This window comes from Psychrobacillus sp., assembly GCF_032154225.1.
GTDB lineage: Bacteria > Bacillota > Bacilli > Bacillales_A > Planococcaceae > Psychrobacillus.
In genome coordinates, this window is the sequence record NZ_JALDYF010000009.1 from 48,659 (window position 1) to 71,380 (window position 22,722).

At 38.4% G+C, this 22,722-nt stretch carries 23 protein-coding genes, 1 pseudogene and 1 riboswitch; of the genes and pseudogenes, 18 read left to right on the plus strand and 6 right to left on the minus strand.

Translation table 11 applies throughout. From position 1 onward, the window contains the following. Positions 1-205 precede the first annotated feature (205 nt). Both gerQ and RUH95_RS12915 read right to left on the minus strand, forming a co-directional pair. A complete protein-coding gene (gene gerQ / locus RUH95_RS12910) occupies positions 206-538 on the minus strand; it encodes a spore coat protein GerQ (protein ID WP_313893296.1) in 333 nt (110 codons plus the stop codon). Between the two features lie 83 nt (positions 539-621). Continuing rightward, on the minus strand, positions 622-990 hold the full coding sequence (locus RUH95_RS12915; RefSeq protein WP_397469509.1) for a cell wall hydrolase: 369 nt from the start codon (positions 988-990) through the stop codon (positions 622-624). 252 nt (positions 991-1,242) lie between these two features. Here RUH95_RS12915 and RUH95_RS12920 point away from each other — a divergent pair. Further along, positions 1,243-1,534: pseudogene (locus RUH95_RS12920) on the plus strand (transposase); the annotation flags it as partial. Between the two features lie 361 nt (positions 1,535-1,895). Here RUH95_RS12920 and hemQ read toward each other — a convergent pair. Next, complete coding sequence (gene hemQ, locus RUH95_RS12925; protein WP_313893298.1) at positions 1,896-2,645, minus strand: hydrogen peroxide-dependent heme synthase; 750 nt, start codon at positions 2,643-2,645, stop codon at positions 1,896-1,898. Between the two features lie 152 nt (positions 2,646-2,797). Here hemQ and pta point away from each other — a divergent pair, with 152 nt between their 5' ends. Together pta and lipL are read left to right on the plus strand one after the other, a co-directional pair. Further along, a complete protein-coding gene (gene pta, locus RUH95_RS12930) occupies positions 2,798-3,742 on the plus strand; it encodes a phosphate acetyltransferase (RefSeq protein WP_313893299.1) in 945 nt (314 codons plus the stop codon). A gap of 11 nt (positions 3,743-3,753) precedes the next feature. After that, a complete protein-coding gene (gene lipL / locus RUH95_RS12935) occupies positions 3,754-4,593 on the plus strand; it encodes an octanoyl-[GcvH]:protein N-octanoyltransferase (RefSeq protein ID WP_313893300.1) in 840 nt (279 codons plus the stop codon). 27 nt (positions 4,594-4,620) lie between these two features. Here lipL and RUH95_RS12940 read toward each other — a convergent pair whose 3' ends face one another. Then, positions 4,621-5,244, minus strand: a complete 624-nt coding sequence (locus tag RUH95_RS12940; RefSeq protein ID WP_313893301.1) for an RsfA family transcriptional regulator — start codon at positions 5,242-5,244, stop codon at positions 4,621-4,623. 166 nt (positions 5,245-5,410) lie between these two features. Between RUH95_RS12940 and RUH95_RS12945 the strand changes: the two genes are divergently transcribed. From RUH95_RS12945 to RUH95_RS12955, 3 genes are all read left to right on the plus strand, one after another. Beyond that, positions 5,411-5,638: a YuzB family protein gene (locus tag RUH95_RS12945; protein ID WP_313893302.1), complete on the plus strand. Its 228-nt coding sequence runs from the start codon at positions 5,411-5,413 to the stop codon at positions 5,636-5,638. A gap of 74 nt (positions 5,639-5,712) precedes the next feature. Continuing rightward, positions 5,713-7,008 carry an HD domain-containing protein gene (locus RUH95_RS12950; RefSeq protein ID WP_313893303.1) on the plus strand — a complete coding sequence of 432 codons (1,296 nt, stop codon included), beginning with the start codon at positions 5,713-5,715 and terminating at the stop codon, positions 7,006-7,008. A 13-nt stretch (positions 7,009-7,021) separates the two neighbouring features. Further along, entirely contained in the window at positions 7,022-7,540 is a 519-nt protein-coding gene (locus RUH95_RS12955) for a YwgA family protein (RefSeq protein ID WP_313893304.1), read from the plus strand. 172 nt (positions 7,541-7,712) lie between these two features. Here RUH95_RS12955 and RUH95_RS12960 read toward each other — a convergent pair whose 3' ends face one another. Next, complete coding sequence (locus tag RUH95_RS12960) at positions 7,713-7,898, minus strand: 2-hydroxymuconate tautomerase (RefSeq protein ID WP_313893305.1); 186 nt, start codon at positions 7,896-7,898, stop codon at positions 7,713-7,715. 67 nt (positions 7,899-7,965) lie between these two features. On the opposite strand from RUH95_RS12960, the gene RUH95_RS12965 reads away from it, so the two are divergent. Continuing rightward, positions 7,966-8,481: a YwhD family protein gene (locus RUH95_RS12965; RefSeq protein WP_313893306.1), complete on the plus strand. Its 516-nt coding sequence runs from the start codon at positions 7,966-7,968 to the stop codon at positions 8,479-8,481. 259 nt (positions 8,482-8,740) lie between these two features. Here the strand turns inward: RUH95_RS12965 and RUH95_RS12970 are convergent, their stop codons facing one another. Continuing rightward, the gene (locus RUH95_RS12970) at positions 8,741-10,819 is read right to left on the minus strand and encodes a transglycosylase domain-containing protein (protein ID WP_313893307.1); all 2,079 of its coding nucleotides are present in this window, start codon (positions 10,817-10,819) and stop codon (positions 8,741-8,743) included. A gap of 168 nt (positions 10,820-10,987) precedes the next feature. Here RUH95_RS12970 and speE point away from each other — a divergent pair, with 168 nt between their 5' ends. The 11 genes from speE (at position 10,988) to RUH95_RS13025 (ending at position 22,721) form a co-directional block, all read left to right on the plus strand. After that, a complete protein-coding gene (speE, locus tag RUH95_RS12975) occupies positions 10,988-11,821 on the plus strand; it encodes a spermidine synthase (protein WP_313893308.1) in 834 nt (277 codons plus the stop codon). Between the two features lie 4 nt (positions 11,822-11,825). Further along, entirely contained in the window at positions 11,826-12,698 is an 873-nt protein-coding gene (speB, locus tag RUH95_RS12980; RefSeq protein ID WP_313893309.1) for an agmatinase, read from the plus strand. Between the two features lie 97 nt (positions 12,699-12,795). Then, positions 12,796-13,215, plus strand: a complete 420-nt coding sequence (locus RUH95_RS12985; RefSeq protein WP_313893310.1) for a YwiB family protein — start codon at positions 12,796-12,798, stop codon at positions 13,213-13,215. Further along, complete coding sequence (gene argS, locus RUH95_RS12990) at positions 13,216-14,883, plus strand: arginine--tRNA ligase (RefSeq protein ID WP_313893311.1); 1,668 nt, start codon at positions 13,216-13,218, stop codon at positions 14,881-14,883. It begins immediately after the preceding gene. Positions 14,884-15,122: 239 nt separating this feature from the next. Beyond that, on the plus strand, positions 15,123-16,271 hold the full coding sequence (locus RUH95_RS12995; protein WP_313893312.1) for an acyl-CoA dehydrogenase family protein: 1,149 nt from the start codon (positions 15,123-15,125) through the stop codon (positions 16,269-16,271). A gap of 11 nt (positions 16,272-16,282) precedes the next feature. Next, on the plus strand, positions 16,283-16,867 hold the full coding sequence (locus RUH95_RS13000) for a TetR/AcrR family transcriptional regulator (protein WP_313893313.1): 585 nt from the start codon (positions 16,283-16,285) through the stop codon (positions 16,865-16,867). Between the two features lie 13 nt (positions 16,868-16,880). After that, positions 16,881-18,368 (plus strand): class I adenylate-forming enzyme family protein, encoded by a 1,488-nt coding sequence (locus RUH95_RS13005; protein WP_313893314.1) that lies wholly within the window; start codon positions 16,881-16,883, stop codon positions 18,366-18,368. Between the two features lie 23 nt (positions 18,369-18,391). Then, complete coding sequence (locus tag RUH95_RS13010) at positions 18,392-19,585, plus strand: acetyl-CoA C-acetyltransferase (RefSeq protein ID WP_313893315.1); 1,194 nt, start codon at positions 18,392-18,394, stop codon at positions 19,583-19,585. Further along, entirely contained in the window at positions 19,585-20,424 is an 840-nt protein-coding gene (locus RUH95_RS13015) for a 3-hydroxyacyl-CoA dehydrogenase NAD-binding domain-containing protein (protein ID WP_313893316.1), read from the plus strand. The genes RUH95_RS13010 and RUH95_RS13015 overlap by 1 nt, the downstream gene beginning before the upstream one ends. Before the next feature lie 66 nt (positions 20,425-20,490). Continuing rightward, positions 20,491-20,629, plus strand: a riboswitch (cobalamin riboswitch). 132 nt (positions 20,630-20,761) lie between these two features. Continuing rightward, on the plus strand, positions 20,762-21,733 hold the full coding sequence (locus RUH95_RS13020; protein WP_313893317.1) for an ABC transporter substrate-binding protein: 972 nt from the start codon (positions 20,762-20,764) through the stop codon (positions 21,731-21,733). 4 nt (positions 21,734-21,737) lie between these two features. Continuing rightward, positions 21,738-22,721, plus strand: a complete 984-nt coding sequence (locus RUH95_RS13025) for a FecCD family ABC transporter permease (RefSeq protein WP_313893380.1) — start codon at positions 21,738-21,740, stop codon at positions 22,719-22,721. The last annotated feature ends 1 nt before the right edge of the window (position 22,722 follow it).

The following is a 22,722-nucleotide window of genomic DNA, read 5'->3' on the forward strand; positions in this document are numbered from 1 at the left end:
TAAAACACCTCTATTAATATTCTGAATTTTAAAATTGTTTATTTTATTTTAACAGAAAGTAAGTGTTTGAGTACAATTAGTTATTTATAAAAAGGCATCAGGCTATAGTATGGATTTAAAGGGAAATCTGAACTTACCTCTTGGTTGTATAATCTATTTTGGAAATATGTAAAAAGCACCCATCACTAGGTGCTTTAAACAGTTCTTATAAGTAGTTTATTTCTTCATCAAACGTAACGTAATCTAAGTAAATCATCAGCATTAGGTATCGTTTGCCATTAGGCTCACTAATGATGACATGATCGCGCCCGGCAGCTTCTATATAGCCTTTAACAATTTTTGAATTCCACTCCTTGTTGTTTTCAAACGTAAAGTAGAAAGTACCAAGCTTCCCTTTATTTAATCGTAAAATGTTTTCGATATACGATTCTTCCTGTCTGGGTCTAGTTGGGAGTTGTACATTTGGTGGGACCATCTGCTGTTGCCCCGGTTGTTGTTGTGGGAAATTTCCGCCTGGATACCAATAATATTGAACCATTCCTACATCCTTTCTTTCATTCAAATATGACTTAGCAGATGTTCACCTAACGTACGGGTGAAAATCTGTGAAGTTTTTTCGTGTTAAATGTCTGGGCAATCTTCTGTTGAAGGAGAATAAAAGCAGTGCGCTTTAAAGCGACCAGAATTCCACTGGTTATACCACTGAGCAGGACAATCTCCAGAAGGCTCAAAAAACCACAAGGATCGAGTGGACGGATGAAATCGTTCCCCATTGATAACTCGTTGTGCTAGATTTTTATCGAGCTCCCGTGCACGTTGATAGAAATACGATTTGGTTGTTGCCTCAAAACCACCTGGACTTTGAAAGACCATATCTTCAATAGTGCGGATGTTATTGAAATCTAAGCAAAAGGCACGAACTCGGTTTACACCAACATTTCCGACCATTAGCATACCGAGCTGACCTTCACCTTCAGCCTCTGCACGCATTAGCCTTGCGAGTAGTTCTAATTGTTTCGTATTAGATTTAACTACTGCCAATGCATCACCTCCTATTAATACACTATGCGTAGGGATGAAAAATCATTCGGTTTCCTTCTTTTTTCAATAAAAAAACAGGGCAAAATGACGAGATCACTGAAAAAGTCCTTTTAAATGGGATAACGCTAGAACTGTTGATTTCCATTCTGAGCTGGCGTTTTCCACTCCTATCAACGAGGCTTACCCACTTATAGAGATAAAATAAAACGTAAAAAGAAGCAATTCATCGTTGTGCCAAAAGATAATATGATTCGCTAAATTTATGAACTTGTGGATTTCACATTCATACTAGAGGAATTGAAAAGTAAATATTGCCATGATAACGTTCGCAACGTTGTGCCGTCGATTCGCATGTTTAAATATTTACTGCTGAAGCCCATCTTTGAATTGTCGGATGTGGATGTAGTAGAGCGTTCCAAATATGATATGTCTTTCATACTTTCTTGATATGGCGCCAGAGGATGATGTCATTAATTCAAGTTTATTAATGAAATTGGCTATATCTATGGATCTAAAGGAGAAACGGATTCTACCTAGTAACAGGAGTTATAGACATGCTAGAAGGAGTTCCATAAAAGTAGACATTCTGTTGTTCGTATTGTTTGGAGAAGCGTCCGCTCGAATCCAGCGGGAAAGCGATGCCATTTTGCCCCCGCAGGAAAGACACCGAAGCCAGTTTTTTTGCGATGAGTAACCGCAGGAGCACATGTTTTTAGCGCGAGGAGGAGGCAAAATAAAATGCTTCGCCCGCGGAAAGATTCGGAAAACAACTAGGTAAGGGGAACATGCACTTATTCTTTTTATATCATTTTCCGAAAAAAAAAGGCTGCAACATAGCAGCCTTTTAGAAGTTATTAAATTTCAAAAAATGTTTCACGTTTTTCGTTTTGAAGAATCGTGCCGATGAAGAACGAACCAAATGCAGCGTAGCGAGCACTCACTTCATCAAAACGCATTTCATATACTAATTTTTTAAATTGGAGAACATCATCTGAGAATAAAGTTACACCCCACTCAAAATCGTCGAAGCCGACAGAACCTGAGATGATTTGTTTTACTTTACCAGCGTATCCACGACCAATTTTACCATGACTTAACATTAGCTCACGGCGTTTGTCCATAGAAAGCATGTACCAGTTGTCTTCGCCTTCGCGACGTTTATCCATTGGATAGAAGCACACGTATTGAGAACGTTGAAGTTCTGGGTATAGACGTGAACGTACATGTGGATTTTGATATGGATCTTCAGTAGATTCTTTTGATAAGTAGTTCGATAACTCGACTACAGAAACGTAAGAGTATGCAGGAATAGTAAAGTCTGCAATTGTAAGCTTGTTGAATTTTGCTTCTAATTGTTGAAGCTCATCAATAGTTGGACGCAATGTCATTAACATGAAATCTGCTTTTTGGCCAACGATTGTGTAAAATGCGTGAGCACCAGTTTTTGCATCATCTGCTTGTTGTAGTTCATCTAAAAATGCTACAAATTCATCTGTTGCTTGTTTGCGTAATTCTGGAGAAACCTGCTTCCATGATGTCCAGTCCATTTGGCGGAAATCATGTAAAACGTACCAGCCATCTAATGTAATTGCTGCTTCATTCATTATATAAGACACTCCTTCAATTTAAGAATTTTGCAATTTTAGTGTATCATAAGAATGCTTTCATATCTTGTATTGACCTCAATATTACATGACAATCTGTGACAAATTCGTGTATGCTTGACGTACAACAGTATCAAATAGGAGGAGTATCAATGGCGGATTTATTTCAAGAAATAAAAAGTAAATTACAAGGTGCGAATATATCCATTGTTTTACCTGAAGGAACAGATGAGCGAGTAATTGAAGCTGCAGGGAAATTGCAGGCAGAAGGAATTATTAAACCAATTGTAATAGGAGCTTCTAAAGGGCTTTCTGAATATATAACGATGATCGATCCAGCGACGTATGAAGAAATGGACGAGCTAGTGCAAGCACTTGTGGAACGTAGACAAGGAAAAGTAACGGAAGAGCAAGCAAGAGAGCTGTTAAAAGATGAAAATTATTTTGGGACGATGCTAGTATACACAAAACGAGCGCATGGATTAGTGAGCGGAGCGGCACATACAACTGCCGAAACAGTTCGACCAGCACTTCAAATTATTAAAACGAAGCCTGGGATTTCTAAAACAAGCGGAGCTTTTGTTATGGTGAAGGATGATCTTCGATATGTCTTCGCAGATTGCGCCATTACAATTGCCCCAACTAGTGAAGACTTGGCTGAAATTGCAGTGGAAAGTGCTAAAACAGCTGCATCTTTTGGAATAAATCCAAAAGTGGCTATGCTTTCATTTTCCACAAAAGGATCGGCTAAATCAGACGAAACAGAAAAAGTAGTAAAAGCAACAGAGCTTGCAAAGCAAATGGCACCGGATATGATAATTGAAGGAGAATTGCAATTTGATGCGAGTATCGTTCCGGCGATTGCAGCTAAAAAAGCACCAGGAGCTATCGTGCAAGGGGATGCGAATGTATTTGTATTTCCGTCACTAGAAGCAGGAAATATTGGCTATAAAATTACAGAACGTCTTGGTGGGTTTGAAGCAATCGGGCCTATTTTGCAAGGATTAAATGCACCAGTAAACGATTTGTCGCGAGGCTGTTCCGCAGAAGATGTATATAAATTAGCTTACATAACAGCAGCGCAAGCATTAGAGTAAGGAGCTTTTAAATGGGACAAATAGATACGTTATTACAGCAAGAAAGCTGGCGATTTTGGGACCAATCATTAAGTGGTAAAAGTAGGTCAGCTCTAGAGTCCTTTGCGGCAGATGATTTACTTTGTCATTTAGTTGGACAAGGTATGTCTCCTGCAACTATTCGGACATGGGTGCATAGCAACACGGTTGTATTAGGAATACAAGACCATCGTCTTCCATTTGTGGATGATGCACAAACCTTTTTGCGCACACAAGGCTATTCGCCTATCGTCCGAAATTCGGGAGGACTTGCTGTTGTTTTAGATGAAGGCGTGTTGAATATTTCCATTGTTTTATCGGAGATGCAGCAAGCGATTGATATATCTACTGGATACGATGTGATGGTTGAGTTTGTTCGTCTTTTATTGCCAGAAGCGGAAGGGAAAATAGAAGCTTATGAAATTGTAGGTTCTTATTGTCCAGGTTCGTATGATTTGAGTATTGGTGGGAAGAAATTTGCGGGTATTTCTCAAAGAAGGCTGCGCCAAGGAATCGCTGTGCAAGTGTATTTATGCATAGAAGGTAGTGGCAGTGCGCGTGCTGAATTGATCCGCCAATTTTATGAAACTGGTGTGCAAGGGGAGGAAACTAAGTTTAGTTATCCGGTAATAAACCCCGAGGTGATGGCATCATTAAATGAGCTGCTTGGTACAACTTTTACTGTGGAAGATATCGTCATTCGTTTGCAACAAGTGTTGCAACATCTCACTTCACAAGTAGTTTCTCAATCTGTCACGATGGATGAAATGGAACTCTATCAGTTTTACATGCAGCGTGTACTAGATAGAAATAAAAAAATGCTAGAGAAGTAATAAAAATGGAAAAACCACCAATCGTAGTTACACGGTTGGTGGTTCTTTTGATACTAGGTTTCCGTTTTTCTCCATTTGGAAAATTGGCATTGTTGGTGTGCTTTCGTCATCTAGTGTTACGAGTCTTCTTGCACGGTTCATAATTTGTACGAATTGTTCGTAGTCCTGTTTAATCGCGATATTTTCTTTCTCCAATTTAGCCAATTCACTTTCTAATGTCCGAATTTTTTCCGTTGAAATGGATGCTAAATGTCGATATCTTGTAACATCGGAGTCACTATGTTGCAGTCGAACGAGATATGCAATAATAATGTCGATTGATAAAGCGGAAACCGGTACAGATGCCACACGTTCACCGTTTTCTTGTGGCTTCGCTAAATAAATTCCGTTTCCACGTCTACGGTAATCTTTTCCTAAAATACGAAGCTTTTCTTTTCGCTCTTTTTTTGCTTCTTTTAATTCAGTTTCATATTGATGACGAACGACTGCATTCCATCTAAAACCACATGCTGCTGCAGTTCTATTTAGTTCATCACCAGCTTCTTCAAATGCATTTAATTGTGTGCTACCTTCACGTACATGGCGCAATACCATTTCTGCTAGCATCGCGTCATTTTCGTGCATCCACGCATCTTGTCTAATCTTAACCATATTTTTCCTCCTACCATGTTCATAGTTTCGTTGTTCTATTAACATGATGGACAACATATCGCTCTTTTATTCACTGAAAAGACACTTGATAGCAATATAAACTTTAAGATACAATGACCTGTAGACTATAATGATTAATATAATTCAGGAAAGGGGTTGTTTACTGATGGCAAACCATTTTCGAGTTTGTGATGAGTGTCTGGCCGTGAATCTGAAAACATTAATTCCGAAGCTACAGGCAATTGATCCAGAAGCTGAAATTGAAGTACAAGAATGTCAATCATATTGCGGGCCTGGTCGGAAAAAAACCTTCGCATTTATTAATAATCGTCCAGTTGCAGCGTTAACTGAAGACGAATTAATGGAAAAAGTACGCGCTAAACTAGAAGACTAAACAAAATGTATGCCGCCTTTCAAAGAGCGGCTTTTTTCTTTATAATGAAGTTAATTGTGGGGGTGGATAGATAGATGAGTTATGCAACACAAAAGCTAGCAGAAGAAAAAGTGTTTAAAGATCCTGTTCATAGATATATTCATGTACGAGATCAAGTCATATGGGACGTTATTGGCTCAAAGGAATTTCAACGATTGCGCCGCATTAAACAGCTTGGTACTACTTATCTAGTTTTTCATGGTGCAGAACATAGTCGTTTCCACCATTCACTCGGTGTATATGAAATCGTTCGTCGAATTGTAGATGATGTGTTTGAAGGAAGACCAGAATGGGACGCCTCTGAAAGACTCGTTGTATTATGTGCTGCTCTATTACATGATTTAGGACATGGTCCATTTTCTCATGCCTTTGAAAATGTTTTCAACTTAGATCATGAAGAGTTTACGCGAAAAATATTACTCGAAGATACGGAAGTAAATGAGATTTTAAAACGAGTGAGTGATGATTTTCCACAAAAAGTAGCGGATGTTATTGCAAAAACATATTCCAATAAACAAGTAGTTAGTTTAATATCAAGTCAAATCGATGCGGATCGCATGGATTATTTACAGCGTGATGCTTATTTTACAGGTGTAAGCTACGGTCATTTTGATATGGAACGAATTTTACGTGTGATGCGACCTAGAGAAGATCAAGTCGTTATTAAATCGAGTGGAATGCATGCTGTCGAGGATTACATCATGAGTCGATACCAAATGTATTGGCAAGTGTATTTTCATCCAGTTTCTCGAAGTGCGGAAGTTATTTTAACGAAAATATTACATCGTGCAAAAGTGCTAAGTGAAACCGGTTATCATTTTGAGCAACAGCCTAATCACTTTAAAGGTTTTTTTGATGGAACCTTTACATTGAAAGATTATTTGGCGCTTGATGAAGGTGTTTTATTGACATACTTCCAAATTTGGATGTCCGAGAAAGATGCTATTTTAGCAGATTTATGTGATCGTTTTGTTAATCGGAAGTTGTTTCAGTATATTGAATTTGATCTTGCGAAGGACTATGTGAAAATGAAAGAGCTGGAGCAGCTATTTAAAAAAGCAGGAATTGATCCAGCGTATTATTTGGTGTTTGATTCGTCATCAGATTTGCCATATGATTTTTATCGTCCTGGCGAAGAGGGAGAACGTATTCCAATTCATTTATTAATGCCTTCGGGAGAAATTCGAGAGTTGTCTCGTGAATCGAATGTAGTAGAAGCGATAACTGGTAAACGTCGGACGGACCATAAGCTTTATTTTCCAGAAGATTTCTTAACTGCAGATGGAAAGAAAAAGGCATTGAAGAAGCAAATATTAGAACTGTTAAAGTAAAGGTGGGTTTGAATTGCAAGTAATAGAACATGCAAAAATTGTTCAATTTATCGGAGCAGCTGACGGGATTACCGGAAGAAAAAAACTACAAAAAATGGTTTATATCGCAAAAAAACTACAGTATGCCTACAAAGAAAAATATGAGTTCCATATGTATGGTCCGTATTCAGAAGAGTTAACATTGCGAGTAGAAGAACTTTGCAATATGGGATTTTTACAAGAGGAAAGACAAGATAAAGGCTCCTATGTGCAATATAAATACCAAGCGACGGACGCAGGCGATCATTTTGTGCAAATGGCCCAATTAGAAGAGGCGAGTCCGGCATTATTTACGTGCATTAACCTAATGAAGGAAAAAAGCTCTCGTTTTTTAGAGTTAGTGTCGACTTTGTTATATTTTGAGCATTTGCCAAAAGAAGAACAAGTCGAAAAGCTTCATGTCGTAAAAGGGAAGCTGAATTTCAGCGAGGTAGAAATCGACGAGGCGTATATTTTTGTAATGAATCTTATGAATCAACGAGCTATTCATTAAAAACGTTGTTTTCCTCGTCAAACTGGAGAGGAAAATAACGTTTTTTTCTTAGGGTAGATTGATTAAAAGGAATTGGACAATCTCTACAAGTTACAGAAGTTTCACTTTCTAAAAACTACAAAGAGTGTTGTAAGCGGCAGAACCTCTTGCAACACTCTTTATACATGAATACTTATTTATCGCTAAAAAGTTTTCCAGCTACTGCATAATGATTTTTGGGCATTTCTTCAATAAACACAACTACATTTTCAACAGGAGCATTAACTGTTTCAGAAACTACAGCAGTTACTTTTTCTACTAATGCCCTTTTCTGTTCTTCTGTACGACCTTCAAGCATTTTTACTGTTACATATGGCATATCATTTCCTCCTTTAGTGAAATTTTCTGTATACTAGATATGATAACAGAACGGAGGGAACTTTCGAATGACAAATGAAGAAAAACCAAAACAAAAAATTGGCTTCACGATTATAAAAAATGATCCGACCGATGGACATAAGGGATTTGGTATTGGTTCTCTCTCACTTGAGAACATATCACCAGTCATAGTTGATATAGAAGAAGGCGTCGCAAGAGTAGAAATCGGTGCGATGCATGCGAGAAGTGACACAGAACGGGGCGTTAAATTTACAACTAACCGAGAAGATTCGGAAGGTGGTAAGCGCTACTGGCTAGTATGGGTGACAATTGATCATAGGCAAGAAGGTCCCTATTATGCAGGCGTTACAGCTTGTGAAATGGTTGTAAACCGAGAAAAGCGTCGAGGGTATAAAATTTTAGCAGATCATGTAAACCGCATGGATAAATCAATGAAACGCCATATCATGGTTGATTTCATGGATAATCCATCTAAAGATATTCTACGTGATTTCTTACAATCACATAATCAAGAAATGTGGGATAGAAGCGAAGCGAAATTACAGGAAGATTTAACTGTGTAATATTTGGAAATTTGTTGCTAAATAGCGACATTTATTTATAGTTACTTTATTAGGTTGAATTAAATGCGAAAAGAAAGTACAATTTACTTAAAGCTTACTTCAGAGTAATGCTAGGACACTTAGTGTAATGGTCGGCAATTTATATGTGGAATTTGTGAAAACCCATATCCAATGACTGCTGTTATGTTGCTAAATCGTTTCATTAAGAAAAAAGCCTTTTACGACCTTTTCAGGTAGTAGAAGGCTTTTTTAATTTTAGTTATTCATTATCAAAGAAAGAAAATGGGAAGAGGGACCATGGGTTAAGATCGTCTTCCGAACCATTTGGCTCGAATGTTTGCTGCTTCAACTTAGGATCTGTACATAATTTAGTTGGCACGTCTTTTTCCTTTAAATAGACGAGTCTTTGCTTTTTACAAGCGGATGTTGCAATTCCTCCTGTTTCGATATCAACAATGACCCCACGAACTCCCGATGGTGGAATGAACGGCTCCACTGGTAATCCTTGATGTGCCTTTTCCATAAATTCAATCCATACTTGCTTCGTTACTTGCTTTGCTTCCGCATCACTTACTTGCTTTCCTTGATCAAATCCATTCCAAACACCCGCAGTCAATTGCGGAGAAAAACCGATTAAATATTGGTCAGAAATAGTCGTTCCTGACTTTGCTGCATACGGACGAGTTTGTTTAGAACGAATACTAATACCAGTTGCCGGTGTGTAGTCATTAAAAATTGGATCGAACATGCCAGTTAGTAAATGAGTTAACAAAAATGCATCCTGTTGAATAAGTACTTTGTTTTCTTTTAATTTTTCTTTTTCAATATCGTAAAGTGTGTTGCCTTCATTATCTATAATTTTAGTGATATACGTCGGCTCCTTTTGAATTCCTTGCGCAGAAATAGCATTATACGATTTCGTCATATCGAAAAGGGAAACTTCCGATGTGCCAAGTGCTGTTGCAGGAGTATCTTTCAACTTTAAGTCCACATGAAAACGAGCTAGCACTTGTTCGAATGGCTTATAGCCGATATGCTCGAGTGTTTTCACGGCGTAAATATTATCTGAAATAGCAAGAGCCTGTGCGAGAGATATTGGATGCTCTGCAAATTCACCGTTTACATTTTTCGGTTCATATTCCCTGCGCCCATTGTCATAAGTAAAAATAGTTCGTTCACTCTTCATATAGGTCAAAGGAGAGAAGCCATTTTCTAGTGCTGCCGCATACAAAAGTGGTTTGATCGTGGAACCGGGCTGTCTTTTTGCTTGTGTCACACGATTAAATGGACTTTCTGCAAAATTACGCCCCCCAATCATCGCGGTGACATATCCGGTTTTCGGCTCCATGCTAATAAAACCTATTTGCAGCTCACCTTCTGGCATCCACTTTTTCATAACTTCTTCTGCTGCTAGCTGATGCTGCCTGTTTAAAGTAGTTTCAATCGTCCAGCCACCTTCTTCAATTCGATGCCCTTTTTTGGCAACGATTTCTGTTGCTTCCTTCCATACTTCCTCTAAAAAGTATGGGGCTGTTTTCCTAGTAACAGCTGAATCTTTTGCTTTTAATACAAAATTTTCTCCTAAAGCCGCCGTTTGCTGTTCCTCTGTTATAAACTGTTGGGCTTTCATTAGTTTTAAAATGAGCTGCTGTCGGGCTACGGCTTTTTCTTCATTTACAACTGGAGAGTAGTGGGTTGGTCCTTTTGGAACGCCCATTATGAGGGCAGATTCCGCTAGCGTTAAGGAATTTGCACTTTTCCCGAAATAAAACCTACTTGCTGCCTCAATTCCATACATGCCATGCCCAAAATAAACCGTATTTAAATAGCCTTCTAACAAGTCATCTTTTTCATAAAATATTTCTAAACGGTAAGCGTATAATGCTTCGTTAATCTTACGAGTCCATGTTTTTTCATGTGTTAAAAATAAATTTCGTGCATATTGTTGCGTAATCGTACTAGCACCCTCTACTTTTTTACCCGCTTTCACATCTTTCAAAAGAGCAGAAGCAATTCGAGAATAATCAAATCCGTGATGCTCATAAAATTCTTGATCCTCTACAGCAATGACAGCGTCTACAACGAACGGTGAAATTTTGTCCAGTGACACCCAATATCTGCGCTGATCCTCAAATCGATCCCCGATAACATTCCCTTGATTGTCTAAGAAAACGGAGGAAATCGGCACTTGAATAATCGGTGCACCAACGATTTGTGCATAGACCCGAAGTGTAATAAAAGCGCCTAGTAAAGCGCAAGAAGCAGCAATAGTTAGTAGAAAAAATCTTTTCATGCGTTTTGTTCGAACTGCTTTTTTTCTGTACTGTACGCGACGCATAAAAATCTACTCCGTTCTTTAAGGTATTTTCATTAGTATGAGAACAATAGATTCAAATTAAACCGGAATTGAAAAAACTATTGCACTTTTGTGAAAAACCTCTATACTTTCTTTGTATTTCTTTTTCGAAAGTTAAATACAAATTACATAGCTAAGGGAGATAGATGAATGGCTGGATTTTGGTTTACAGAAAAGCAAACCGAGAATTTTGGCATCACAATGAAGGTGAATCGTACACTTCATACGGAGCAAACGGATTTTCAACTGTTAGAAATGGCAGAGACAGCAGAATGGGGAAATATGCTATTTTTAGATGGCATGGTTATGACATCACAAAGAGATGAGTTTGTGTACCATGAAATGGTTGCACATGTACCTTTATTTACACATCCAAATCCTGAAAATGTTTTAGTTGTTGGAGGCGGAGATGGTGGAGTAATTCGTGAGATTATGAAGCATCCAAAAGTGAAAAAAGCAACGCTTGTTGATATAGATGGAAAAGTTATTGAGTTTTCGAAAATATATTTACCAGAAATTGCATGTGAGTTAGAAAACCCACGCGTGGAAGTAAAAGTGGGAGACGGTTTCATGCATATCGCAGAGTCGGAAAACGAGTACGATGTGATCATGGTAGATTCTACAGAACCAGTTGGACCAGCAGTAAACTTGTTTACAAAAGGTTTCTATGCGGGTATTTCAAGAGCATTAAAAGAAGATGGATTATTCGTTGCACAGTCGGACAATCCTTGGTTTAAAGCTGATTTGATCAAACAAGTTCAAAAGGATGTAAAGGAAATATTCCCAATTACAAATATGTATTTGGCAAATATTCCAACATACCCAAGTGGACTTTGGTGCTTCACAATTGGTTCGAAAAAATACGACCCACTTCAAGTGCCGGACGAGCATTTCCATGAAATTGACACGAAATACTACACGAAAGAGCTACATAGTGCAGCTTTCGTGTTACCAAAATTCGTGAAAGATTTAGCAGGTGAGTAAGTCCATGCGATTTGATGAAGCTTATTCAGGAAATGTATTTATTAAAAGCAAGCAAAATTACGAAGAAGCGCAAGCAGTAATTTATGGGATGCCAATGGACTGGACGGTAAGCTATCGTCCAGGCTCACGTTTTGGTCCCCAGCGTATTCGTGAAGTATCGATTGGTTTAGAGGAATATAGCCCGTATTTAGATCGTGAACTGGACGATGTGAATTATTTTGATGCAGGAGATATACCACTTCCATTTGGAAATGCAGCAAAAAGTATCGAGCTAATTGCAGATTTTATTCGTCAACTGATGCAAGATGGGAAAATTCCTGTCGGCATGGGCGGTGAGCATTTAGTGTCGTGGCCAGTGATGAAAACAGTGTCGGAGAAGTATGCTGATCTAGCTATTATTCATATGGATGCACATACGGATTTACGTGTAGAGTATGAGGGCGAGCCACTTTCGCATTCGACGCCAATTCGTAAAATTGCGGAGCATATCGGTCCGAAAAATGTTTATTCTTTTGGCATTCGTTCTGGAATGAAAGAAGAATTTGACTGGGCAAAAGAAAATGGTATGCATATTTCAAAATTTGAAGTATTGGAGCCTTTGAAAGAAGTACTTCCAACACTTGCGGGTCGTCCAGTTTATGTCACGATTGATATAGATGTATTAGACCCTGCTCATGCGCCTGGAACAGGAACAGTAGATTGCGGTGGAATTACAAGCCGCGAATTACTTGCTTCTATCCATGCAATTGCGAATTCGGGAGTAAATGTAGTCGGCTTTGATTTAGTAGAAGTTGCACCAATTTATGATTCTTCTGAACAAACAGCGAACACGGCATCGAAGTTAATTCGAGAGATGTTACTTGGCTGGGTGAAATAACAAACGATAAAAACGTAATGATCCTATTTGGACATTGCGTTTTTTTTGATGTAAAATGAGAAGGTTATAGTAAAAAATGCTCTAAAGGATGAAAGCAATGTCTCAACTAATAAAAAAAACAGTGAATGTTCGTTTATTATCAACGATTCGTCACCCGAATGTGGCAGAAGAAAAATTCGATGTTCAAACAGTAGGGGAGCTCACAATAAAAGGAGCACAGCCCTATTTAGTTTATGAAGAAATACAAAATGAAAAAGCTGTTAAAACAACTGTGAAGCTCCATAAAGAATCAGCTTTAATCATGCGAAGCGGCGGAGTAAAAATGCGCTTACCGTTTCAAATAGGAGAGCTTCAAAATGGAAGCTATGATACAGAATACGGTACATTAATGATTATAACGAATACGAAAAAGCTCGATTTTACAAATGGACATTTTCAAGTGGAATACGAACTTTTAGTAAATGAAGAAGTTGCTGGTACATATACATTAGAACTAATTTACACGGAGGCGAATTGAATGAATGCAGTAGAAAAAGTACAACAATCGATTAAAGAAGCATTGCAAGCAGCAATTATGAAAGCGGAATTGGTAGAAGCAGATCAAATTCCTGCGATCCACTTAGAAACACCAAAAGACAAAGCAAATGGTGATTATGCAACGAATATTGCAATGCAGCTTACAAAGCTTGCTAAAAAAAATCCACGTCAAGTAGCAGAAGCGATTGTGGAGAATTTAGATATGACAGGCACAATGATGGAGAAAATCGATATTGCTGGTCCAGGATTTATGAACATTTCTGTTCGTAAAGATTATTTACAAGAAGTAGTAAAAGCTGTTCTTACTGAAGTTGAAAAATATGGACGTACTACTTCAGGTGCAGGAGAAAAAGTGCAAGTGGAATTTGTTTCTGCAAACCCAACTGGCGACTTACATTTAGGGCATGCTCGTGGTGCATCTGTAGGAGATTCATTAAGTAATGTATTGGATTTTGCAGGATACGATGTAGCTCGTGAATATTATATTAACGACGCAGGAAACCAAATCCACAATCTAGCGGTATCTATTGAAGTAAGATACTTCGAAGCATTAGGGCTAGAAAAAGAAATGCCGGAAGACGGATATCGTGGTCAAGACATTATTGATATCGCAGCAGCTCTTGTAAAAGACAATGGCGATAAATTTGTTCATATGTCAGACGACGAACGCTTTAAGGAATTCCGTGCACATGGACTAAAAGTGGAACTTGCTAAATTACAAAAAGATTTAGCTGATTTCCGTGTTGGCTTTGATAACTGGTATTCTGAAACTTCTTTATACGAAGCAGGAAAAATCGAAGTAGCATTAGATAAATTACGCGCGAATGGTCATATTTTTGAAGAAGGTGGAGCAACTTGGTTCCGTTCTACTACTTTTGGCGATGATAAAGACCGTGTATTGATCAAAGGCGATGGATCTTTCACTTATTTATTGCCAGATATTGCGTATCATGAAGATAAATTAGAGCGTGGCTTTGATCAGCTTATTAATATTTGGGGAGCAGATCACCACGGATATATTCCGCGTATGAAAGCAGCTATTGAAGCGCTTGGATACAAGCGTGAAAAGTTAGAAGTATCGATTATTCAAATGGTACAGTTGTATAAAGACGGCGAAAAAATGAAGATGAGTAAGCGTACAGGAAAAGCTGTAACAATGCGTGAACTAGTAGAAGAAGTTGGACTAGACGCAGTTCGTTATTTCTTCGGTATGCGTTCAGGCGATGCACATATGGACTTTGACCTAGACCTAGCTGTTTCTCAGTCGAATGAAAACCCAGTGTATTATGCACAATATGCACATGCACGTATTTGCTCGATTCTACGGGCAGCTGAAACGCAAAATATGAGCATTTCTACAAACTCACTTGAATTATTACAAAGCGAAAAAGAGTTAGATTTATTGAAAAAAATCGGTGACTTCCCACAAGTTGTAGCAGACGCTGCAAAACTTCGCGCACCTCACCGTGTAGCAACGTATATTCAAGAACTAGCTGCAACTTTCCACAGTTTCTACAATGCGGATAAAGTACTCGATGCAGAAAACGTAGCGCAATCAGAAGCTCGTCTAGCACTAGTAACGGCAGCACGCCAAACAATCGCAAACGCACTTCGTTTACTAGGTGTAGCTGCTCCGGAAAAAATGTAATATTACATGTCCAACACTTCGACTTCGGTCGGAGTGTTTTTTTGTTGGAAATCTTAATTAGTTGGAAAAACGATATTTTCACACTTCAAATTGAGTATAAAAATAAAAATTTGAACATAGATTAAAAAATTGAACGTTGTTCAAAAAAGTATTGCAATTAAGAAAATGCATTGTTAAAATAACTTAAAGTTCGGAATTTACAGGCAATTTAGTGGTGTTTAATAAATGGAGGAATATATGTGAAGGCATCATTTTTAACAGAAGAGCATGATATGTTTCGAGAAGCACTTCGAAAAATGCTTGATAAGGAAGCGTATCCTTACTATGAAAAGTGGGAACAGGAACGTGAAATCCCGCGTGATTTTTGGTTGAAGTTGGGTGAAAATGGCTTTTTGCTTCCATGGGTGGATGAACAATATGGAGGATTAGGACTTGATTTCTCTTATTCTATGATTCTGACAGAAGAATTGGAGAGAGTAGGAGTTGGTTTAGCTAGTGGAATCTGTTTGCACTCGGATATTGTAAGCCCTTACATTTCGGCGTATGGAACTGAAGAGCAAAAACAAAAGTGGTTACCGAAGAGCATCACTGGTGAATTTATATCAGCTATAGCAATGACTGAACCCGGTGCTGGATCTGACTTGGCAGGCATAAAAACAACTGCCCGTAAAGAAGGAAATCACTATATTTTAAACGGTGAGAAGACGTTTATCACAAATGGCCTACATGCAGACTATGTAGTTGTAGTTTGTAAAACAGATTCTAAGGTAGAACCTGCCTATCGAGGTATTAGTTTACTAGTAGTTGAAAATGGGACATCGGGGTTCAAACGCGGGAAGAAGTTAAATAAAATCGGCATGCATTCGGGTGATACAGCGGAACTAATTTTTGAAGATGCAAAAGTTCCTATTGAAAATCTGCTTGGTGAAGAAGGTAAAGGGTTTTATTATCTAATGGAAAAGTTACAGCAAGAACGTCTTGTCGTAGCACTTCAAGTACAAGTGGAAGCAGAAGAAATGCTTAGAATCACAATTGAGTATGTGAAAGGTCGTAAAGCTTTTGGTAGTAGAATTGCTGATTTCCAAAATACACAATTTAAACTTGCTGAAATGGCGACAGAAATTGACTTGGGACGAACATATGTAAATACGCTAACTGAAAAGCACCTTCAAGGGGAAGACATTGTGAAGGAAGTTTCAATGGCTAAATGGTGGATTAGTGAAATGGCCAAAAGAGTAGCGGCAGAATGCGTTCAGCTCCATGGTGGCTATGGTTATATGGAGGAATATGAAATTGCTCGTAGATATCGCGATATTGCCGTGACGTCCATTTATGCTGGGACGACTGAAATCATGAAAGGGATTATCGCAAAACAAATACTCTCGTAGGGGGATGAGAAATGAAGCTCTCTGAGAAAAAGATACTGAAGAAGAAGGAAGAAATCTTATTGTCTGCAATTACTATTGTTAATCGAAAGGGTTATGACGGTGCAACGATGGAAGAAATAGCCGCAGAGTTATTGATGACAAAAGGTTCTTTATATTACTACTTCAAAAATAAAGGCGATTTAATGTATCAGTGTCATAATCTTGTTCTTTCTCAAGCAACGAAAGAGCTAGAAGTAAACTTGAACGAAGAAGGAACGGCGGAGGAAATCCTTCGAAAAATGGTAGTGACACATATAAATTATGCGATTGAGGAAAAAGAAACATTCAACTTAATTATAGAACCAAGACAAATGTTTAACGAAGAACAAATAGAGCCAGTGTTAAAACTGCGAAAACATTATTCTAGTTTATTTGATAATGTAATTGAAAAAGGAATTGCCACTGGGGAATTTCATGCAAAAGAGCCGATTATTGTGAGAATGATAGTACTCGGCGCGATGAACTGGATTCAACAATGGTATAAGCCAACTGGAAGAATGACCAAAGAAGAACTAGAGCAATATTTTGCAGATTATATTATAAAACTATTGAAATAAAGGAGAGTGGGAAATGTTTATTCCAGAAATATTAGGTAACTATTCTAAAAGTCAACCGGGTAAAGTTTTTACATCTTATAACGGAAGGGAGTGGACGTACAGTGAGTTTTACGAAAAAGCCAAAAGAGTTGCTGCATACTTTCAATCTAAAGGATATGAAAAAGAGGATATAATTGCTCTTTATTCATTAAACACTGATATATTCTTAGTTTGTTATTTTGGTATTCAATTAGGAGGATTCTCCGTTATGCCAATTAATACTAAACTAGCTGCTCCTGAGGTCGAATACATTTTCAAACATTCGGAAGCAAAGACGATTGTGTATGATGTGCGTATTGAAAATGTGATTAACGAGACGAAGCACATCTTTCTTGAAAAGTTAACAATTGGCGGAGAGGATCATATCGGAAAGATCATGGAAGACGAATCTCTTGAATTTACTTCTGTGCAATTAAGTGCAGATGATACTTCAGTTATTATGTACACATCTGGAACAACCGGAAAGCCTAAAGGGGTAATGTTGACGAATAAAAATATAGTTGCTGCTGGAGAAATCTGGTCAGAGGTAATGGATATTACGGAAAATGATCGGATGCTTGTCTCCACTCCATTATTCCATTGTGCAGCAGCGCATGTATTCATTGTTCCAGTAACGTATAAAGGTGGCTCATTTATTATTGAGGAAGCATTCTCTACTGATAAAACGCTAACTTTATTGCAAGAGGAAGAGCCGACAATGTTCTTTGGAGTTCCAGCGATGTATACGATTATGTTAAATTTTCCTCATATACAGGACATTAAACTTCCAACACTTCGTTTGTTCGGTTATGGAGCGGCACCAATGCCATATGAAATTTTGAAGAAATTGAAAGAAACATTTCCAAATATAAAGGTACAAAACTTATATGGTCAAACGGAAAATGCACCTGCTGCCTCTTCACTAAAAGACCATCTTGCACTTGAAAAGATTGGTTCGGTTGGTGAACCACTACCTCAAACGGAAATCCGAATAGTAGATGAATTTGGACAACCGCTCCCTGTAGGTTATGTTGGAGAAATTGTAGTGAAAGGCCCACAAGTAATGAAAGGCTATTTAAGCAACCAAGAAGAGACAGATCGAGCGATTAAAGACGGTTGGTTATATTCGGGAGACTTAGGAAGATTCGACGAGGATGGACTTCTTTATATTGTAGATCGTAAAAAAGATATGATCATTCGAGGTGGAGAAAATGTTTATCCAGTTGAAGTGGAAGAGGTGTTATATCAAATTCCCGAACTACTAGAAGCAGCAGTTATCGGAGTACCTCACCAAGTATATGGGGAAGTACCAAAAGCTTTCGCAGTTACGAAAGTAGGAAAAACGATTACGGAAGAGCAAGTGAAGGAATATTGTGCAACACAATTAGCGAAATATAAAGTACCAATGGAAGTAGAATTCATGGATGAATTACCAAGGAATGCTTCTGGTAAGGTGTTGAAGCATACATTAGCGTCGAAATAGGATGTAGAAGGAGAAGTGGGATTATGAGTAACGTATATATTATTGATGGAGCAAGAACAGCATTCACAGCATTTGGAGGTTCATTTGCAAGCGTGGGTGCAACTGAACTAGGAGCAGCGACAGCTATTGAAGCGATGAAACGTTCCAATGTCCAACCAAATCAAGTAGATCATGTCATTTACGGTAATGTCATTCATACTGGAAAGAATGCATCTTATCTTGCACGTCACATAGGTCTTCAGGCAGGAGTCCCACAAGAAGTTCCTGCCTTAACGTTGAATAGGTTATGTGGATCTGGTATGCAAGCTATTGTATCAGGAGCTCAGCATATACTACTGGGCGAAGCAGATATCATTTTAGCTGGTGGTGCAGAAAATATGTCGCAATCACCGTATTCTAACTTTGAGCAACGATTTGGTGGAGCTAAAATGGGTGAACTGAAATTTCAAGACATGCTCCAAGCAACATTGACAGATCAGTATACAGGAAGCGGCATGGGGCTAACGGCAGAAAAGTTATCCGAGCAATACTCGATATCAAGAGAAGAACAAGATGCATTTGCAATTGAATCAAATCAGAGAGCTACAATAGCCCAGCAAAACGGCATATTTGCTGAAGAAATTGTGCCCATTGAAGTAAAAACAAGAAATGGCACAGTGATGATAGATAAAGACGAACATATTAAATCTGATGTAAACGCGGAAGGAATGGCGAAGCTTCGTCCTGCATTTAAACAAGATGGAACAGTAACTGCTGGTAATGCCTCGGGGATTAACGATGGCGCGGCATCTATTATCATCGCAAGCGATAATGCAGTGCAAAATCATGGACTAAAACCATTAGCACGCGTTATTTCTTGGGGAGTAGTTGGAGTTGACCCAACTATCATGGGCATTGGACCGGTTCCGGCAATAAAGCAAGCGTTAGAAAGAGCTAATCTTTCTATAAATGATATGGATGTAATAGAAGTGAATGAAGCGTTTTCCGCTCAATTTTTAGCAGTTGAAAAAGAACTTGGGCTAAGTCGTTCAAAAACAAATGTCAATGGCGGTGCTATTGCGCTAGGGCATCCGGTTGGAGCGAGCGGTGCAAGGATTTTATTATCAGCTGCTTATGAATTAAAGCGCCGCAATGGTAAATATGCTGTAGCAAGTTTATGTATCGGTGGTGGACAAGGAATTGCGGTAGTAATTGAAAATGAAATGAGTGAAAAGTGATGAAAGTAGGGGTTATAGGCTCAGGAATTATGGGAAATGGCATTGCACAAATATTTGCAATGGCAGGGCATGAAGTAATTATCAATGATCTCAATGAAGATGCACTTGCGAGAGCTCGTGAAGTCATTTCTATTAATATAGAAAGAGTGTTAAAAAAGCAGGAAAGCGATAGTAATGGTAGTGAAATATTAGAATGCATACAGTTTACTACGGATAAGAATGTACTTACAGACGCCGATTTAATTGTAGAAGCAATCATTGAAAATATGGAAATGAAGAAGGCTATTTTCAGCGAGCTGGATGAAATTTGTGAGCAGAAAACAATTTTTGCAACAAATACTTCTAGTTTATCTGTAACGGAACTTGGAGCTGTGACAAAGCGTCCAGCTCGTGTATGCGGTATGCATTTTTTTAATCCAGTACCAGTGATGAAGCTAGTTGAAGTGATTCGTGGAGAAGGAACTTCGGATGAAACAATCACTTTTGTGCAAAAATTAACGGCTCAAATCGGGAAAGAAAGTATAATTGTTACGGATGCACCGTTATTTGTTGTGAATCGAATTCTCGTTCCGATGATTAGTGAAGCAATATTTGTATTAAGCGAAGGAATTGCAACTGCGGAAGATATCGACAAAGGAATGGTGTTGGGTACAAATCAACCAATTGGGCCACTAAAACTAGCGGATATGATTGGCTTGGACACGTTACTTTATGTGCAAGAAACACTTCTGAACGAAACTGGCGATTCGAAATATCGTATTCCGCCATTGTTGAAAAAACTTGTGCGTGCAGGACATTACGGACGAAAAACAGGTCAAGGGTTTTACAGCAACTATTAAAATACGAAACTCCATATCGACAACCAAATCTTTTCATGTATAATAAAGTCGATGCATTATTATTACGAATATTTAAAACATAAAGGTGCTTACTAATAAACGAGTAAGTTAAAAGGGAAGCTGGTTCGATTCCAGCACGGTCCCGCCACTGTAAGTGATATACCCTATCACAAGTCAGAAAACCTGCCTTTATGCGTGTACACTTAAGTACCTACGAGGATAGGTTGTGTGTGAGTCAGCTTGGCGTCTAAGAAATACCTAGCAGATTTATACCTATTCTATCTCTCGTTCACTAGGACGAGGGATTTTTATTTGCAGAAAATTGGAGGAAAAAGACATGAAGAAGATTTGGCAATTAGGATTAGCATCCCTATTAGCGGTATTATTACTAGCAGGATGCGGTACAAAAGAAGAAACTAAACCTGTTGAGACAGATCAAACAGCAGAGCAACAAACAGAGCAAGTAGAAGCAGCATTTCCTATAACACTTAAAGATGCAGTTGGTAATGACATTACTTTAGAAGAAGCTCCAAAAACAATCGTGTCCATGATGCCAAGTAATACAGAAATTTTGTTTGCGCTTGGATTAAATAATGAAATTGTTGGAGTAAATGATTACGATAACTATCCTGCTGAAGCACTTGAAAAAGAGAAAATCGGTGGAATGGAATTTAATGTAGAAAAAATCGTTGGGATGAATCCTGATATTGTATTTGCACATGAGTCTGGCCTTGGAATGGGTGAAGCAGGATTACAACAAATTCGTGATGCAGGTGTGAAAGTTTTTGTTGTGAAAAATGCAATCGATTTTAATGAAACATACACAACTATTGAGCAAGTTGGTCGTGCAACTGGGAAATTAGCAGAAGCACAAAAAATTGTTGAAGATATGAAAGCAAAAGTAGAAGATGTAAAAGCGAAAGTAGCGAAAGTAGAAACGAAAAAAACAGTTTTCGTTGAAACATCTGATGTTCCTCAAATTTATACACCTGGTAATGGAACATTCATGCAAGAAATTTTAGATATGGTGAATGCTGAAAATATTGCAGCAGACCAAGAAGGCTGGTTTGAAATTTCTCCAGAAGAAATTGTTAGCCGCAACCCAGAAGTCATTATTGTTATGTATAGTTATGTGCCTGGAATTGTGGATAGCGTAAAAGCACGTCCAGCATTTGATACGATTACAGCTGTGAAAAACAATGCAGTTATACAAGTAGATGAAAACTTAACAAGCCGTACAGGTCCACGTCTTGCTGAAGGATTAGAAGAAGTAGCGAAAGCAATTTATCCTGAGGTATTTGGTGAGTAAAGCCATGATCGGCTACATCTTGTCGATTGCGGCACTTATTGTCGCAATATGGCTAGGTGTATCGGTCGGATCCGTAAAGGTACCGATCAGCACATTTTGGAATACGGAAGCGGATGCAATTGCTACGAATATCTTGTGGCAAATTCGTATGCCACGGGTGGTACTTGCAGGGCTAGTTGGTGCATCGCTAGCCATTGCAGGTGCAGCATTTCAAGCATTGCTTAAAAACCCACTTGCCGATCCTTATACGTTAGGAGTGTCGTCCGGTGCCTCAGTTGGCGCCGTGACTACGCTCTTTTTCGGTATTTCAGTACCTTTTTTAGGGATATATACGCTACCTGTTTTCAGTATGATCGGTGCATTAGTGACAATGTTTCTCGTAATTACTTTTGCAAAATTAGTGGATCGTGCGATGAAAATGGAAACGATTATTTTGACGGGTATTATTTTCAGTTCGTTTTTAGGCTCTGTCATTTCGTTGATGATTGCACTTACTGGAGAAGAGCTTCGTCAAATTATTAGCTGGTTGCTTGGAAGTGTATCGATGCGAGGCTGGAGCTATGTTCAAATGGCTTTACCTTTTGTTATTATTGGTACGTTTTTATTGTGGTTGAACAGAAGAGAGTTAAATGCGATGCTGTTTGGAGAAGAGCGTGCAAAGCATTTAGGTGTAGATGTGAAAAAACGAAAAATGATGATTTTAATCGGCGGCTCGATGCTAACAGGAACGGCGGTTGCAGTGTCTGGAACAATTGGCTTTGTCGGACTTGTTGTTCCACATATAACACGGCTGTTATTTGGTTCTGATAATCGTCATGTGTTGCCACTTAGCTTTATTAATGGTGCGGCGTTATTAATCGTTTGTGATTTAGTTTCTCGCACAATTATTTCGCCAACGGAGTTACCAATAGGTGTGATTACTTCTTTTATAGGGGCACCTGTATTTGCATTTATTTTCTTTAGACAACGAAAAAAAGGAGGCATTTAAT

Bases quoted from the DNA above. Each gene is read 5' to 3' on its own strand.
- RUH95_RS12985 (WP_313893310.1), top strand. From the start codon at position 12,796: ATGTCTCAACTAATAAAAAAAACAGTGAATGTTCGTTTATTATCAACG.
- RUH95_RS12970 (WP_313893307.1), bottom strand. From the start codon at position 10,819: ATGCGTCGCGTACAGTACAGAAAAAAAGCAGTTCGAACAAAACGCATG.
- RUH95_RS12950 (WP_313893303.1), top strand. From the start codon at position 5,713: ATGAGTTATGCAACACAAAAGCTAGCAGAAGAAAAAGTGTTTAAAGAT.
- RUH95_RS12960 (WP_313893305.1), bottom strand. From the start codon at position 7,898: ATGCCATATGTAACAGTAAAAATGCTTGAAGGTCGTACAGAAGAACAG.
- RUH95_RS13020 (WP_313893317.1), top strand. From the start codon at position 20,762: ATGAAGAAGATTTGGCAATTAGGATTAGCATCCCTATTAGCGGTATTA.
- RUH95_RS12915 (WP_397469509.1), bottom strand. From the start codon at position 990: ATGCGTGCAGAGGCTGAAGGTGAAGGTCAGCTCGGTATGCTAATGGTC.
- argS (WP_313893311.1), top strand. From the start codon at position 13,216: ATGAATGCAGTAGAAAAAGTACAACAATCGATTAAAGAAGCATTGCAA.
- lipL (WP_313893300.1), top strand. From the start codon at position 3,754: ATGGGACAAATAGATACGTTATTACAGCAAGAAAGCTGGCGATTTTGG.
- speE (WP_313893308.1), top strand. From the start codon at position 10,988: ATGGCTGGATTTTGGTTTACAGAAAAGCAAACCGAGAATTTTGGCATC.
- pta (WP_313893299.1), top strand. From the start codon at position 2,798: ATGGCGGATTTATTTCAAGAAATAAAAAGTAAATTACAAGGTGCGAAT.
- hemQ (WP_313893298.1), bottom strand. From the start codon at position 2,645: ATGAATGAAGCAGCAATTACATTAGATGGCTGGTACGTTTTACATGAT.
- RUH95_RS13025 (WP_313893380.1), top strand. From the start codon at position 21,738: ATGATCGGCTACATCTTGTCGATTGCGGCACTTATTGTCGCAATATGG.
- gerQ (WP_313893296.1), bottom strand. From the start codon at position 538: ATGGTTCAATATTATTGGTATCCAGGCGGAAATTTCCCACAACAACAA.
- RUH95_RS13005 (WP_313893314.1), top strand. From the start codon at position 16,881: ATGTTTATTCCAGAAATATTAGGTAACTATTCTAAAAGTCAACCGGGT.
- RUH95_RS12965 (WP_313893306.1), top strand. From the start codon at position 7,966: ATGACAAATGAAGAAAAACCAAAACAAAAAATTGGCTTCACGATTATA.
- RUH95_RS12940 (WP_313893301.1), bottom strand. From the start codon at position 5,244: ATGGTTAAGATTAGACAAGATGCGTGGATGCACGAAAATGACGCGATG.
- RUH95_RS13000 (WP_313893313.1), top strand. From the start codon at position 16,283: ATGAAGCTCTCTGAGAAAAAGATACTGAAGAAGAAGGAAGAAATCTTA.
- RUH95_RS12945 (WP_313893302.1), top strand. From the start codon at position 5,411: ATGGCAAACCATTTTCGAGTTTGTGATGAGTGTCTGGCCGTGAATCTG.
- RUH95_RS13010 (WP_313893315.1), top strand. From the start codon at position 18,392: ATGAGTAACGTATATATTATTGATGGAGCAAGAACAGCATTCACAGCA.
- speB (WP_313893309.1), top strand. From the start codon at position 11,826: ATGCGATTTGATGAAGCTTATTCAGGAAATGTATTTATTAAAAGCAAG.
- RUH95_RS13015 (WP_313893316.1), top strand. From the start codon at position 19,585: ATGAAAGTAGGGGTTATAGGCTCAGGAATTATGGGAAATGGCATTGCA.